Source organism: Terrimonas ferruginea DSM 30193 (assembly GCF_000425585.1).
Lineage (GTDB): Bacteria > Bacteroidota > Bacteroidia > Chitinophagales > Chitinophagaceae > Terrimonas > Terrimonas ferruginea.
In genome coordinates this window covers 261797-276050 of record NZ_KE384401.1, presented here as the reverse complement: position 1 = coordinate 276050, position 14254 = coordinate 261797, and the positions used below count along the sequence as shown (strand labels likewise).

Genomic DNA, 14254 nt, shown 5'->3' with positions numbered 1-14254 from the left:
TGGGAAACCGAACCAGGAACAGATGGGTGTATTAAAAGTGGTAGGCTATATCTCGCATTCCACAAACTTATTCCGGTTCGTCAATAGATGAACCGGGGTGTCTGGTGAAACTTATCACTTACTACTTACCACAAAATAATCCAGGCAGCCTTCATCCAACTCACCCGTGTAAAAATCCGTATAATCGATCTCCAATGTCGTATCCTTTATTTTCTGCAGCAATTGATAACGGTTCACATTATTCAGCACACTATAGGGCATGCGGAGCATCCACGCCGGTAAGCGATGTTGCAGATTCAGCACATCATATCTTGTTATTTTGGCCACGCTGCGCTTGTTCTGTCCGTAATAGGCCATCACTTTTTCATTTCCATAAATACCCTGCACGTCCGCTCCCGGGAAATGTGCCTGTACCAACGCCTGCATCTCGCGCGGCGTATACTCCCGCACATGAAAAGGATTGCGGGTTAACGACATCCGTTTATTCGGTGTGGTCATTACCACGCAACCACCCGGCCGCAGTACACGGCGGATTTCTTTCATCAGGCCATGATCGTCTTTAATATGCTCTATCACCTGGAAACAGATCACCGTGTCCACACTTTCATCTTCTATGTTCCGCAGGTACGGCAGTTGCTCATAGTAGAAGCGGCAATTGCTTTCAATATATTCCTCCCGCGGTTTCTTTTTATCTACCGCCGTATATGAACGCACATAGGGCGATACCATCTGCATACCATAACCGCTGCCGCTGCCAATTTCCAGCACATCGCCGGTCGCCAGCCTTCGCTGGATCACCGATTGATAAGCAAACACGTGCCGCTGAAATACATAGTTGTTGCTATAATACGCACTCGACGTGCGTTCTCCGGTCCTGAGCAATGCCAGCATATACAAATTCTGTTGAGTGTAATAGTGCTAATACACTTCAACATGCTTTCACCCTTATTTAAACCGGTAGTATATTCCTATTTGTGCACCGATCCATGTTTTGCGATTCGATGGTGCATTGTCTGCGTACGTATTGCGCAGCGTATAAATGGGTTTGAGGTAATGATATTTCCTGTCTGCCTCTTCTTCCGTCCTATACAGTGGCCGAGATATACCAGCCAGGTAATATTCCGTTTTCAGCAAGTTAAGCACCGCGCCATATTGCAGGTAAAATTTTCCGGCTATCCTGTTTTCCAACAAGACCTGCACACGCGAGAGTCTTGTTTTTACCGTCCTTTCTTGTCCGGCTGTATCGTAGTCCCTGGCCAATTTGCCAAAGGTGATATCGGCATGCAGCCGCATGTTATCATTTATCCGCATGGAGGTTCCTCCGCCATACCGGAAGCCCGCTATCCTGAAGTTGCTGTTCCAGGATAAAATGCCATAGGCAAATTTGAATCCGCCTTTTAACGTTGGCGCTACATAAAACAGGTCGTCTGCCGCTATTCCCGTTTGTACAAACGGATGCCACCATTTCGATCCCCAGGCTGCTGCGGGTTTTATTTTCTTAACGGTAACCGGCGCTACGCTGTCAGTGATTTTTTTTACAGGCAAAAAAGTGATGCCCGTTTTTTCTGGTTCAACTTTTACCGCAGATGTATCGGGTATGGCCGCGATGACGGTATCTTTCTTTATATCCGCTACCGGTTCTTCCGGTTTATTACTACTCACTGGTGGTGGTGCCGCTTTTGGTTTAACAGTGACCGTTTTTTTAGCAACTGGCTTCGGCGTTGCCGGTTTTTTTGCCGCTACGGTCACCGCTGGCTTTTTGGGCAATTCACGCAGGATAATGTGCTGTCCGGAGCGACTGTAGGTTATCGCATAAGTGGCACATAGCTTCTGAAGGAATTGGTCCAGTGTATATTTTCCCGCTTTCCAGTTGACCGTTGTGGCAGGCATTACTTTTTTTGTATTCAGGGAAAAATGCTGGTGGGTCTGACGGCTGACACGATTGAGCAAAGTATCTAACCGCATCATGCCTCCGGACAGTTGCACGGTGTGCTGTGCTCCTGCATTTACAGAAAGGATAAAAAACAAACAACAGCAAAATATCCTCACTCGCATGCTTTACCGTTTATGATTACCGTATCACCCTGTATTTTGTATTCCACGCTGAGCGTGGCGGCAATGATATCCATTACGTATTTCAACGACTGGTCTTCAAAACTTCCACTCATGCGGCAGTCTTTCAGTTGCGGGTTCTGAAAGAGAAACTTTACCTCGTAGGCTTTGCCTATTTGCTGCATGATATCTTCCAATCGTTCATCCTGGAAATCAAATATGCGCGTGGCAAAGGCAATTTCATTGGCCGCATAGATCGTATCGCGATTCCATGTGCCGCTGGCAAAATGATAATGCAGTCTTGATCCGGCCGCTACGGTCTGCAGACCTTTTGGCGTGTACACAGTTACCGTGCCTTTACGGCCCCATATTATTATATCGCCGCTTTTTGTTGAGTTACTTACGCTGAAAGCAGCGTCCATTGCCTTTATAATAACATCACCGGTTTTTACCGCAAATGAATCCCGGGCTGGTGCGGTAATAAATAGTTGCCCATCCAGCAGTTCGCGTTCATGGTCGCTTGTCAGCCGAACGGATGAGTGACTATTTAATACGAGGATGGCGCCGCCCGCCAGTGTGTCGCGGTAAATATCCTCATTGGTTGTAACCGACGCGGGTATAACAGTAGCCGGCATCTCCGTGCTGTGTTTTCTTAAACCAAGTAAAAGACTGACTGTGACTACTACCACGGATGCGGCGATGATAAGTCCTCGCGGGAGCGGTTGCTTTTTCTTTGGAGGAGCGCCAGGCCTGGCGGGTGTTTGGCGGCTTATTTCTCCGAATACCTTTTGTTTATCCGGCAATACATGTCCCTTGCTTCCCGCAGAAGTATACCACAGTTCAGACAACCGTTGAAAATATTCACGGTTATCAGGCGATTGCTCCAGCCACTCTTCGAGGGCTGTCGCTTCTTCCGGCATTGCTTCACCGGCCAGGTATTTTCCAATTAGTTCATCGTTCATAAAGAGGTTATAGGTACAAGGTGTTAGGTTTTACATTAGCAGGCTGATTAATCCTGACAGCTTTTCTTTCAATATCCTCAACGCTTTCCCTATCTGTGCTTCCACGGTCTTTACAGAAAGATCCAGTTCAGCTGCTATCTCGGCATATTTCTTTTGTTCGGATCTGCTTTTCAGAAAAATCAACCGGCATTGTGGTGGTAGTTGTTCTACGGTTTCGCGTATTTGTTGTTGCAATTCCCGGTGAATGACGGGATCGCCGGATGTGCTCAGTTGCTGTGGTTCGGCCGCATGTCGTCGCTTTATCTTTTCATGCCGGATAAGGTTGAGGCAATCATGGTAAACGGCCGTGTACAGGTATGATCGCACAGAACGCTCTTCGTCGAGTTCCTGCTGCTTTTCCCAGAGTTTCAGGAATACGTTCTGCACCACATCGCGCGCCTTTTCATTTTCGTTCAGTAAGGTATAGGCATAACGGTGCAATCCTTCGAAGTGAAGATTGAAATAGTGTTCAAATGGCTGCCGGACCGTTTGCCGGAGCTTGTCGGAGTCTTTGGAGATCAACGGATAATCGCGTTATTCGTACATCATAAAGATATAATACACGCGGAATTCATTTTACCCTTATTCTCCTTGCCGTTTTTTTTCAGGAAAGTAATTTATGCACTACCGCGATCTGTCCCACATGGTAGATATTGTGAGTCAGCAGTCCATCTAATAATGTCCGGAAATTATAATCGCGGTAGTCGACTTTTTCGTCCAGCAGGCTGTCATCTGCCATTTCCAGGGTAGCGATCAGTTCCTGGTGCGTGGCCGTCAGTGCGGCCATGCCTTCCTCCCAACCGTGCTGTGCGGGCTCTATCACGCGCCAATCCAGTTTTTCGAAGGCGTCGAGGTCGTCTATCGGCTTTTTCTGTACGCGGTTCAGGGTGAACTCTGCCCAGGTCAGCATGTGGTACAGTATTTCCACTGCGCTGTGCGAACGGCCGCCTGGTTGCACAAAAGCTATTTCCTCCGGCACTTCTCCCAATAATTTATAAATGGATTTCCCATACCAGGGATCGCCTTGCAGCGTTTGCTCCAGGCGTTGGATATATTGACGTATTTGCTGATTCATGCGTGGATATTTATCTTCTCTTCACGCAAATCCGGGGCCAGTTCAGGCCGCGGCGTTCTTTACCCGCCGCGTTACATATTCGCGGTAGCTGATCCGCTCGATGCGGCTGCGCAGCCATCCGGGATAGTTGAATATGGCAAAGGCTTTTTGCTGCACTTCATCATCCGTTTCCAATTTGGCTAATGTCTTTTCGTATTCCGCCACTTTATCGCGATAGCTCTTCATGTAAAAGGTGCGGTTGAGGCAACGGATGAGCTCCGATTCGAAGGGATGTTGTTTTTTTCTTTTATAAAAATATTGGTAGGTAGCGCGGTATTGTGCATCGAAAATGCGGTCGTTGTTTAAATTATAGGCCGCCAGCAACAGCAGTATATGTGCGATGCGTATGTGTTCTTCCCGTGTGCCGTCTTTTACATAACTGCCACGTCTGAAAAAATACAGGGCATCTGCATACTCTTCCAGTACAAAACACGCAATACCCAGCGAGAGATTGACGGTGCGGTTGGTTTCGGTATTGATGAATGGCTCCCATTTGCCGTATTCCACTTTCATCTGCCGCACCAGCTTTTCTACTTCGTTGTAACGTGCTGTTTTATTATATACTTTGTTTAACGACAAGTACTTCACGGCTTCGAAGTTGGCGCGATAGGCTTCGTCGCGGATCAGGTCATTTACCGGATGCTGAAAGCAGGCTTCGATGAAGTCGAATTCGCCGGCCTGTATACCGAGGTAATTGACCATGTTCAATACTTCGATGAAGTTTTCCGTATCGGTATGGATATGCTCGGGGTGTTGTTGCCAGTCGCTTACCGTTTCGCGCAGGAGTGAAAATGCTTCAGGTATATTTTTATTCAGCAAATATTGCAGCGTTACCCGGCACATGCGGTAGTAATGCCGGAACCAGAAGGAGGCGGTTGTATCGGAAAAACTGCTCTGCGTTACGCGTGTCAGTAATAGTTTAAGTTCGTGAATGCTGTTGTCGTCGATATCAAAATGCCATTTTCGTTTGAGCAGTAAAATCTCTGTATAGATGTCGCGGAGTGTGATCATTTCGGCATAGTCATCATAGTTGATGATGTTGCCGCGTGCCAATGTGTGGAGTTCATCATAGGGCGTATGCACACTGCTCCAGAGGATCATTTTTTCAAATTCCTTTTTCAGAATGCCCAGCAGGGAGAATGCCTCTGCTTCCCTTGCTTTCACTACCGCCTTTTTCCAAACAATATGAGCTTCGTCCAGCAATCCTTTCTTCCGTAGTATGCGGATCAGCCGTATCTGGTCGTACACTTGCTGCTCGGGCAGATCGCGTCCTTCGTAGCTGATCAGTGCTTCGCAAAGTTGCTGATAGAGATAGTGTTTCTGGTAAGAGAGATTTTTACGTGTAAGCACCGGAGCCAGCTTTTCGACGATAGCATCTTCATCGTATTCTTTTTGCTGTTCGATGGCATCGAAGAGTTGCAGGTAGAGAGGTGGTTCATCGTTGCCGGTATCCACGAAATTGCGTTTGAAAAATACCTTTTCATTTTTGCTCATCGCCTGGATGAACTGCCAGAGTGAACGGGAGGAATTTTTCATAAACGAGCTGTTTGGTGTTAGCCGGCGTAATTCAAAAATACAGCTAATACATACCAATAAGCCAAATTAACGGAGAATTAGAAAATATCTAATTTATTGGCATATAATACATTAACTTAATTTTTCAGAAAGAAACGGGTAGGAATGAACCTAAAATGATCGAAAAAAAGAAAAGCAGCCGGCCTGTTGTAGTGATAGTTTTACAACGTCTTAACCAGACTGGGCACCAATCAGAAACCATGTTGCGCCCAAGGGCAACCCTTAACCTTTAAACTTACCATCTGTGGAATCTGCATGACCGGCAGAATTTACCAGGTGGTTTTTTTATGTCAATGGTGAATCGTCAATCGTCAATGAACAGCCGCTTTGGCGTGAAAAGAGCGTCAGTTTCACGCAAAGTGGCGTAAGGAGCAAAGGCGCAAAGGGAAATGGAATTATCTATTGACTTATTACTAAAAATGGCTCCCAAAGGAGCCATTTTTAAACTTTATAGACCAATCGCATTAACCCAAGGCAACGCGCTTGAATTCTAACACTTTCACATCACCTGCAGACTTCAGGTACTCGGCAACAGACTTGCCGGCATCTTTAACGAAAGCCTGAGCGGTGAGGGTTTGTTCTTTGAAGAATGCACCGAGTTTACCTTCTGCGATCTTGGCGATCATTTCATCAGGTTTGCCGGCCATTTTAGGATCCTGCTTCATTACGTCAACGATGATTGCTTTTTCGCGGGCAACAACGTCGGCGGGCACTGAGCTTTCATCGATCGCTACAGGGTTCAGGGCAGCAATTTGCATTGCTACGTCTTTACCGGCTTCAGCAGCTTCTTTGTCGAGGCCAACCAGTACACCGATGCGGTAAGCACCGTGAATGTAAGAAGCTACATAAGGAGCATCTACACGTTCGAATTTGGTGATACCGATCTTCTCGCCGATAGAAGCGAGTTTATCGTTAACCAGGTCGATTACTTTGGCGCCGTTGATTTCAACTGCGTTCAGTTCGTCGATGGTGTTTACGTTATTATTGATAGCAGCGTCGGCGATGCTTTGTACGAAAGCAACGAAGTCGGTGTTTTTGGAAACGAAGTCTGTTTCGCAGCTTACACATACAACGATACCGGTTTTATTGTCCGGAGTAGTTTGTGCGATTACCACACCTTCTTTTGCTTCGCGGTCGCTTCTTTTAGCGGCTACTTTCTGACCATGCTTACGCAGCCAGTCGATAGCAGCTTCGAAATCGCCGTTCGTTTCAGTCAGGGCTTTGCGGCAGTCCATCATACCGGCGCCTGTAGCCTGACGAAGTTTGTTTATGTCCTGTGCACTAATAGTTACGGTGCTCATGAGTGATAATTTGAAAATTTGATAATTTGAAAATTAGCAGTTAGTGTTGGATCAGGGTCCGGGATGTTGCCATCCCGGGACTGATTCAATTACTTATCTGCGGCCACCGCCACGCTGTCCGCCACCTGCTCCACCGGGAGTACGGCGACGCTGACCACCGCCGGCGCCTGTGTTACCACCACCGCCGGTGCTGTTGCCACGGCCACCGCGACCACCGCGGCCGGCTTCAGCTTGTGCTTCAGCTTCCAGGCGTGCAGCTCTCTTCTCGTTATCGTCGTTTGCAGTATCTTCTACATCTTCATCTTTAGCAGCCTGACGCTCAGCCAGACCTTCTGCGATAGCCGCAGTGAGGTAGTTGGCAACGATAGCGATAGACTTGGTAGCATCGTCGTTCGCAGGAACGGCGAAGTCAACTTTGTTAGGATCACAGTTGGTATCTACTACGCCGAAGGTAGTGATGCCCAGGCGCTTGGCTTCAGCCAGTGCGATGTGCTCGTGTCCGATGTCCACGATGAACAAAGCAGCAGGTACACGACCCAGTTGCGCGATACCACCGAGTACTTTCTCCATCTTGTCTTTATCGCGGGTCAGGGTCAGACGCTCTTTCTTGGTAATGCTGTCGAAAGAACCGTCGCCGAGCATTTTCTCGATGCTCTGCATCTTCTTCACGCTCTTACGAACAGTGTTGAAGTTGGTAAGCATACCACCCAGCCAACGTTCTGTAACGAAAGGCATGTTCACACGCTGAGCGCATTCGTTGATGATATCTTTTGCTTGTTTTTTGGTACCAACAAACAGGATTTTCTTACCGCTGCGGGCGATCTGCTTCATGGCAGCAGCAGTTTCCTGCAGGGCCTCAACAGTTTTGTTGAGGTCGATGATGTGAATACCTTTCTTTTCAGCAAAGATGTAAGGCAACATCTTGGGATTCCACTTCTTTTTCAGGTGACCGAAATGAACACCCGCTTCCAGAAGCTGCTGTTGTAAAGATGTATTGTTTTCCATTTATCGTATTTGAAGTATGATGATATAAAAATGAATAAATGCCTGCTCCTGTTAACGTTTGGAGAACTGGTAGCTGCGGCGTGCTTTTTTGTGACCAAACTTCTTGCGTTCCACAGAACGGGGGTCGCGTTTCAGCAGACCAGCCGCTTTCAGTGCGGGACGGAACTCGGGGTTCAGCTCAACCAGTACGCGGGAAATACCCAGCATAGCTGCTTCAGCCTGACCTTTGGCACCACCGCCGGAAGCATTGATTTTAATATCAAACTTACCTACCGCATCAACTGTTTTGAGCGGACGCTCAACCTGGTTTTGCAGGTATACCAGTTGAAAGTAGTCTTTATAGTCTTTGTCGTTTACAGTGATAGCGCCGCTTCCTTTGGAAACGAATACACGTGTCACAGCTTCCTTACGACGACCAACACCATTAGTTTGCTTTTCCATTTATATAATTAATTTGAAAATTTTAGAATTTGAGGTCTTTGGGTTGCTGTGCGGTATGAGGATGCTCGGCACCGGCATACACAAACAGTTTCTTGTACATTTTGCGGCCCAGGCGGTTTTTCGGCAGCATACCTTTTACGGCGCGCTCGATTACCACTTCAGGACGACGACGCTGCAGGTTGGCAGCAGTTTCTTCTTTACGGCCACCAGGATATCCTGTATAGTGGTCATAAATTTTCTGCTCCAGCTTGTTGCCGGTAAATACAACCTTGTCGCAGTTGATCACGATTACGTAATCACCCGTGTCTACGTGGGGAGTGTAGTAGGCCTTGTTCTTGCCACGCAGTACTGCTGCGATCTTGGCACACATGCGACCCACGGTTTGATTAGTACCATCTACAACATACCAGGTACGTTGCACGGTAGCCTCGTTCGCATGTTTAGTAGTGAAATGTAATTTGCTCATTTTCAGAAAAACTTTGAGTTGACAACGGGCAATGTTAATTCGCCGCCAACAGATGAATAATGATCGCAACAGGCTATCCCCCATTGCTACCCGCACGGCAAAAGCCGCTTTGGGGCTGCAAAGATAGGCGACCAACAACAATATTCAGCCATTTTCAGACAGTTATTTTTACAAGCACCTTTGCAACAGGATGATTTTCAATGAAAATTTTACATTATTTTTTCACTACTCCCATTTCTAATGCCGGAACTCCGGGACCAAATCTTCAAATTGTCAAATTTTAATTAGGTGTACCTTTGCAACAATTCAACGAAAAAACTGTGATAGTAATTGATAATGTGCTGGTTAGTGATGAGATCATCGAAGCCCGCTTCGTTTGCGACCTCAGCCGCTGCAAAGGCGGCTGCTGCGAAGAAGGCGACGCCGGCGCGCCCCTCGATGCCTCCGAACTCGAAATGGTGACCAAACATTTCGAGACCATCAAGCCCTATCTCCCCGCCGCCGCCGTGGCCGAGATAGAAAAGAAAGGTTTTTACCAGTACGATACTGAATTCGGCTGGGTCACCCCCACGCTGCCCAGCGACAACGAGATCTGCGTTTATGCCTACCGCGAACCCAACGGCCTCATTAAATGTGCTTTTGAACAGGCTTATTACGACGGTAAGATCGATTGGAAAAAACCAATAAGCTGTCACCTGTTCCCCATCATCGCCCGCAAAGGGAAAAAAGGAAATTATGACCGCCTTAATTACCAGCCTCGCGAAGATCTCTGCCGCGCCGCCTGCTCGCTCGGCGAACAATTGAAAGTGCCCGTTTATAAATTTCTGAAAGAACCCCTCACCCGTAAGTACGGTGAGGAATTTTATGAAGCGCTCGATACCATCGCCCGCGGACAACACCACGATACGGATGACAACGAAGCTGCCTCATAGCGCAGGATGCCAATTGCACCGTATATGCTAACTTAGTACGAATTAACCCAAACATTTCAGCTAACACTACGATATGTCCCACGAAACAGCTGCCGATTTTATAGCCAAAAGCACAATCAAAGCTGCCGACAGAAGTCACAGACGCACTATTAATTTTAATATGGGCAAATACAATGCTGCCGTTCCGCTCGGAAAGCAGCAGTTTGCCGAATTGCACCTCGCCCGCGAAAGAGCCAAAAATCTCAAGTGGAAAGCCATCGAAACACTCGATGCACAACTGGAGAATTTTGAACGCAACATATCGCGCCGCGGTGCCAAAGTAATCTGGGCCGAAGATGCCAGCGAAGCACTCCGCGAAATCGGCAATATCTGCGCTGAAAAAAATTGCAAGACGCTCGTGAAGAGCAAGAGCATGGTGACCGAAGAAATTCACCTCAATGCCTATCTCGAAGAGAAAGGTATCGAGAGCATCGAAACCGACCTCGGTGAATACATCCAACAACTGGCAGGCGAAGCGCCCTATCACATCGTTACGCCCGCTATGCACAAAAGCAAGGAAGATATCGCGCGTCTGTTTGCAGAAAAACTCGGCACCGACCCTTCGCTTACGCCCGAACAGTTAACGCTTGTTGCCCGCGATATTTTAAGAGCCAAGTATGCCGAAGCTGAAGTAGGCGTTACCGGCGCCAATTTTATTATTCCGGACATCGGCGGTATTGCCGTTACCGAAAATGAAGGCAATGGCCGCCTCAGTTGCTCGATGCCGAAAACACATATCGTTGTGGTAGGTATCGAAAAAGTTATTCCCTCCATGACCGACCTGGCTTTGTTCTGGCCACTGCTCGCCACTTTCGGCACCGGTCAGCGCATTACATCGTATAATACCATCGTTACCGGTCCGCGACAGGAAGGTGAGACCGATGGACCTGATGAAATGTACGTGATACTGCTCGACAACGGCCGCACCAATATCCTGGCCAACGAGAAAGCACGGGAAAGTCTTTATTGCATCCGTTGCGGCGCCTGTCTCAACGCTTGTCCTGTTTATAAAAATATCGGCGGGCATACTTATGCTTCTGCTTACAGTGGTCCGATCGGTGCGGTGATCACGCCACACCTGAAAGGCCTGGAAGAATGGAAACACCTTAGTCACGCCTCCTCGCTTTGCGGTAACTGCACCGAAGTTTGTGCGGTAAAGATCAATCTCCATGAATTGTTATTGGAGAACAGACACGAAGCACAGGAAGATGGTTATGCACCGTTCGCAGAAAAAGTAGCCTGGAAACTCTGGAAAGTGGCCATGCTCCGCCGCGGTATGATGAACATGGCCAATGGTAACGTGAAAGGCCGGCTGATCAATTCAATCGGCAAATCATGGACACGTCATCGTGGTAAACTCGATTTCCCCAAAAAATCATTCAACCAGCAATGGAAGGAAAAGCACGGGTAAGCCGTGTAATTCCTGCATCTACCGCTTGCTTATTTATTCCACGCATATTACACCCCGGCTGCAATACATGGCAGATTTTGCGGGGAAGGAATTGTGCGGCCAGCCCTTCCGCATCACAACGGATAAGCAGGAACTGACCGCTGCACAAGGCCTTCGAATCAACTACAGCGATGAACTTTTTCCGGGTATTTATCAGATCCGTCCGCATGCGTTGTTGCTGGAGCGGGATATCAAACCACAGGAAATAAATTTTATCGACGGTGAATTGCCTTTCTTTTTTCCGACAGATGGCGATCATGCGTTTGACATACTCGCAGCTTCGTTTTATTTAGTAAGCCGCTACGAAGAATATTTACCGCATCCCAAAGATGTATACGGCCGCTTCGACCACAAAGCTTCACTGGCTTTCAACCAACATTTTCTCCATCGTCCGCTTGTCAATGAATGGTTCAGTGCATGGCGTGTACGTTTGAATGTCACCAACAACAGGCATTTCACCTTTCTCCCGACTTATGATATCGATATTGCCTGGTCGTACCAGCATAAAGGATGGAAAAGAAACACCGGGGGACTGATCCGCGATTTGCTTAAAGGCCAGTTCGGCCGCATCAGTGAACGGCTGGCAGTTTTACGGGGAAAAAGACAAGACCCCTTTGCTTGTTACGGCTGGCTCAACGGGCTGCATGAACAACATCATTTACGCCCTTATTATTTTTTTCTTTTAGCAGAAAAAACGGGAAAGCTGGATAAGAATATTTCTCCGGATAGTACGGCCTTGAAAGCATTGGTTGCGGATCATGCCATCCGTTATCCCGTAGGTATTCATCCTTCCTGGCAAAGCGGTGATACGATTTCTTTATTGGGAAAAGAGATACATTATTTGCATGATATAACCGGTCAGTCCGTACAGGCATCCCGTCAGCATTATATCCGGTTTTCATTGCCGGAAACCTTCCGCCTGTTGATAGAAAACGGAATCCGTTTTGATTTCTCGATGGGCTATGGCACCATTAATGGTTTCCGCGCTTCGGTCTGCACGCCTTATAATTGGTATGATTTGTCACGCGAAGAAAGTACGGAGCTGATGTTGTTCCCTTTTTGCTTTATGGATGCTAATTCTTTTTACGAACAACGCGACGATGCCGCAACAGCCCTGAATGAAATGCAGCGTTTGTTTGCTGTTACGAAAAAAGAAAAAGGTGTGTGCAGTATGATCTGGCACAACACCTTTCTCGGTACAGATCCGCTCTACAAAGGATGGAGAGAGGTCTATGAAATTTTTATACGTGAGACCGTCGCTGACCGTCAATGACGGAAATGACGCATGCCGGTGATCACCATCGCCAATTGATGTGTCACGGCGTATTCAATTGAATCTTTGTCGCGGATCGAGCCGCCGGGTTGAATGAATGCCTGGATACCGGCTTCATGACCCAGTTGCACACAGTCATTGAACGGGAAAAAGGCATCACTTGCCAGCACCGCACCGTTCAGGTCAAACTTGAATTGTTTTGCTTTTTCAACAGCCTGACGCAGCGAGTCGATGCGACTGGTTTGTCCGCAACCTTTGCCTACCAGTTGTTTATTTTTCACCAATGCGATGGCGTTACTCTTCAGGTGTTTGCAAACCAGATTCGCAAAGTCCAGATCGGCGCGCTCGGCCTCGGTTGTTTCGCGGCCGCCTACTTCTTTCCACTCTGCATAATTGCCTTCGTCCTGTCCCTGCGCCAGTACGCCATTCAACAATGATTTGTACTGTGTGCGTGCGGCAGGTTGTTGTTTCAGTTGCAACAGGATGCGGTTCTTTTTAGAACGCAGGATCTCCAGTGCATCTGCATCAAATGCAGGTGCGATGAGCACTTCGAAGAATATTTCATTGATGGCTTCTGCCGTTGCTTTATCGATGGTGCCATTTGTGACCAGTACACCGCCGAAGGCGCTTTCCGGATCACCGGCGAGCGCAGTGTCCCAGCTTTCTTTCACCGTATTGCGCGCGGCCACGCCGCATACATTGGTATGCTTGATGATCGCGAATGTTGTTTCGGAAAATTCTTTAATCAGTTGCACGGCAGCGTCTACGTCTACCAGGTTGTTATAAGAAAGTTCCTTACCGTTCAATTGTGTAAATAATTGATCGAGGTCGCCGTAGAATACGCCGGTCTGGTGCGGATTCTCACCGTAGCGCATGATCCTTGAACCGGGAACGGAATCGAGGAAATAATTTTCAGCCGACGGGTTGAAATATTTTGCGATAGCCACATCATAGTGTGCTACTACTTCAAAAGCTTTTGCGGCGAATGCCTTGCGTTGTTCAATGGAAGTTTCCCCGTTTTGTTCTGTCAGCATTTTTTCGATTTCCGCGTATTCTTTCTTTGCTGCTACGACCAATACATCGCGGAAGTTCTTCGCTGCGGCGCGGATCATGGAGGGGCCACCGATGTCTATTTTTTCGATGATTTGTTTTTCATCACTGGTGGAGGCTACGGTCTCTTCAAAAGGATAAAGGTCCACAATTACGAGATCAAGTTCGGGAATGCCGTACTCTTTCATTTCCTGCAGATGGGTTTCATCATCACGTTTGCCGAGTATGCCGCCAAACACGAGCGGGTGCAATGTTTTCACACGGCCACCGAGAATGGAGGGGTAGCTGGTCAGTTGTTCCACCGGCACCACGGGTATGCCCAGTTGTTCGATGAACGTCTGTGTACCACCGGTAGAATAAATGGTGGTTCCGAGTTTATGTAATTGGCGTACAATGGGTTCCAGGCCGTCTTTGTAAAAAACGGAGATTAGTGCAGTTTGAACTTTTTTATTCATATTGAAGGGGATTGGGGAGCGCCGCGAAGATAGGAAAAAGGTAGAAGGCTTAGGGCGTAAGGAATGTGAAAATGTGTAAATGTGAAAGTGTCTAAATGAA

Annotated in this window: 14 protein-coding genes; 3 read left to right on the top strand and 11 right to left on the bottom strand. The window is 47.6% G+C overall.

Going from position 1 to position 14254, the window contains the following annotated elements:
• Nucleotides 1–114 precede the first annotated feature (114 nt).
• The 10 genes from H608_RS0119090 to rplM form a co-directional block, all read right to left on the bottom strand.
• Complete coding sequence (locus H608_RS0119090; RefSeq protein WP_051268498.1) at nt 115–891, bottom strand: class I SAM-dependent methyltransferase; 777 nt, start codon at nt 889–891, stop codon at nt 115–117.
• A 54-nt stretch (nt 892–945) separates the two neighbouring features.
• A complete protein-coding gene (locus H608_RS0119085; protein WP_028789086.1) occupies nt 946–2028 on the bottom strand; it encodes an STN domain-containing protein in 1083 nt (360 codons plus the stop codon).
• A gap of 17 nt (nt 2029–2045) precedes the next feature.
• On the bottom strand, nt 2046–3014 hold the full coding sequence (locus H608_RS0119080; RefSeq protein WP_028789085.1) for a FecR family protein: 969 nt from the start codon (nt 3012–3014) through the stop codon (nt 2046–2048).
• A gap of 30 nt (nt 3015–3044) precedes the next feature.
• A complete protein-coding gene (locus tag H608_RS0119075) occupies nt 3045–3575 on the bottom strand; it encodes an RNA polymerase sigma-70 factor (protein ID WP_051268496.1) in 531 nt (176 codons plus the stop codon).
• An 82-nt stretch (nt 3576–3657) separates the two neighbouring features.
• The gene (locus H608_RS0119070) at nt 3658–4128 is read right to left on the bottom strand and encodes a DinB family protein (RefSeq protein WP_028789083.1); all 471 of its coding nucleotides are present in this window, start codon (nt 4126–4128) and stop codon (nt 3658–3660) included.
• Between the two features lie 42 nt (nt 4129–4170).
• The gene (locus H608_RS0119065; RefSeq protein ID WP_028789082.1) at nt 4171–5703 is read right to left on the bottom strand and encodes a hypothetical protein; all 1533 of its coding nucleotides are present in this window, start codon (nt 5701–5703) and stop codon (nt 4171–4173) included.
• Nucleotides 5704–6206: 503 nt separating this feature from the next.
• Nucleotides 6207–7043 (bottom strand): translation elongation factor Ts, encoded by an 837-nt coding sequence (gene tsf, locus H608_RS0119060; RefSeq protein ID WP_028789081.1) that lies wholly within the window; start codon nt 7041–7043, stop codon nt 6207–6209.
• Nucleotides 7044–7136: 93 nt separating this feature from the next.
• Nucleotides 7137–8048, bottom strand: a complete 912-nt coding sequence (rpsB, locus tag H608_RS0119055) for a 30S ribosomal protein S2 (RefSeq protein ID WP_028789080.1) — start codon at nt 8046–8048, stop codon at nt 7137–7139.
• Nucleotides 8049–8099: 51 nt separating this feature from the next.
• Nucleotides 8100–8489 (bottom strand): 30S ribosomal protein S9, encoded by a 390-nt coding sequence (gene rpsI, locus H608_RS0119050; protein ID WP_028789079.1) that lies wholly within the window; start codon nt 8487–8489, stop codon nt 8100–8102.
• Nucleotides 8490–8511: 22 nt separating this feature from the next.
• Complete coding sequence (gene rplM, locus H608_RS0119045) at nt 8512–8955, bottom strand: 50S ribosomal protein L13 (RefSeq protein WP_028789078.1); 444 nt, start codon at nt 8953–8955, stop codon at nt 8512–8514.
• A 320-nt stretch (nt 8956–9275) separates the two neighbouring features.
• Between rplM and H608_RS0119040 the strand changes: the two genes are divergently transcribed.
• The 3 genes from H608_RS0119040 to H608_RS0119030 all read left to right on the top strand — a co-directional run bounded on the left by H608_RS0119040 (nt 9276) and on the right by H608_RS0119030 (nt 12649).
• Nucleotides 9276–9887, top strand: coding sequence for a DUF3109 family protein (locus H608_RS0119040; RefSeq protein ID WP_028789077.1), 612 nt, complete (start codon nt 9276–9278; stop codon nt 9885–9887).
• Nucleotides 9888–9960: 73 nt separating this feature from the next.
• Complete coding sequence (locus H608_RS0119035; RefSeq protein ID WP_028789076.1) at nt 9961–11337, top strand: LutB/LldF family L-lactate oxidation iron-sulfur protein; 1377 nt, start codon at nt 9961–9963, stop codon at nt 11335–11337.
• Nucleotides 11338–11404: 67 nt separating this feature from the next.
• On the top strand, nt 11405–12649 hold the full coding sequence (locus tag H608_RS0119030; RefSeq protein ID WP_028789075.1) for a DUF7033 domain-containing protein: 1245 nt from the start codon (nt 11405–11407) through the stop codon (nt 12647–12649).
• Here the strand turns inward: H608_RS0119030 and purH are convergent.
• Entirely contained in the window at nt 12643–14154 is a 1512-nt protein-coding gene (gene purH, locus H608_RS0119025; protein ID WP_028789074.1) for a bifunctional phosphoribosylaminoimidazolecarboxamide formyltransferase/IMP cyclohydrolase, read from the bottom strand. The two genes, H608_RS0119030 and purH, sit on opposite strands and share 7 nt — an antisense overlap.
• Nucleotides 14155–14254 lie beyond the last annotated feature (100 nt).

Bases quoted from the DNA above. Each gene is read 5' to 3' on its own strand.
- H608_RS0119090 (WP_051268498.1), bottom strand. From the start codon at position 891: ATGCTGGCATTGCTCAGGACCGGAGAACGCACGTCGAGTGCGTATTAT.
- H608_RS0119080 (WP_028789085.1), bottom strand. From the start codon at position 3,014: ATGAACGATGAACTAATTGGAAAATACCTGGCCGGTGAAGCAATGCCG.
- H608_RS0119070 (WP_028789083.1), bottom strand. From the start codon at position 4,128: ATGAATCAGCAAATACGTCAATATATCCAACGCCTGGAGCAAACGCTG.
- H608_RS0119065 (WP_028789082.1), bottom strand. From the start codon at position 5,703: ATGAAAAATTCCTCCCGTTCACTCTGGCAGTTCATCCAGGCGATGAGC.
- tsf (WP_028789081.1), bottom strand. From the start codon at position 7,043: ATGAGCACCGTAACTATTAGTGCACAGGACATAAACAAACTTCGTCAG.
- rpsB (WP_028789080.1), bottom strand. From the start codon at position 8,048: ATGGAAAACAATACATCTTTACAACAGCAGCTTCTGGAAGCGGGTGTT.
- rpsI (WP_028789079.1), bottom strand. From the start codon at position 8,489: ATGGAAAAGCAAACTAATGGTGTTGGTCGTCGTAAGGAAGCTGTGACA.
- rplM (WP_028789078.1), bottom strand. From the start codon at position 8,955: ATGAGCAAATTACATTTCACTACTAAACATGCGAACGAGGCTACCGTG.
- H608_RS0119035 (WP_028789076.1), top strand. From the start codon at position 9,961: ATGTCCCACGAAACAGCTGCCGATTTTATAGCCAAAAGCACAATCAAA.
- H608_RS0119030 (WP_028789075.1), top strand. From the start codon at position 11,405: ATGGCAGATTTTGCGGGGAAGGAATTGTGCGGCCAGCCCTTCCGCATC.
- purH (WP_028789074.1), bottom strand. From the start codon at position 14,154: ATGAATAAAAAAGTTCAAACTGCACTAATCTCCGTTTTTTACAAAGAC.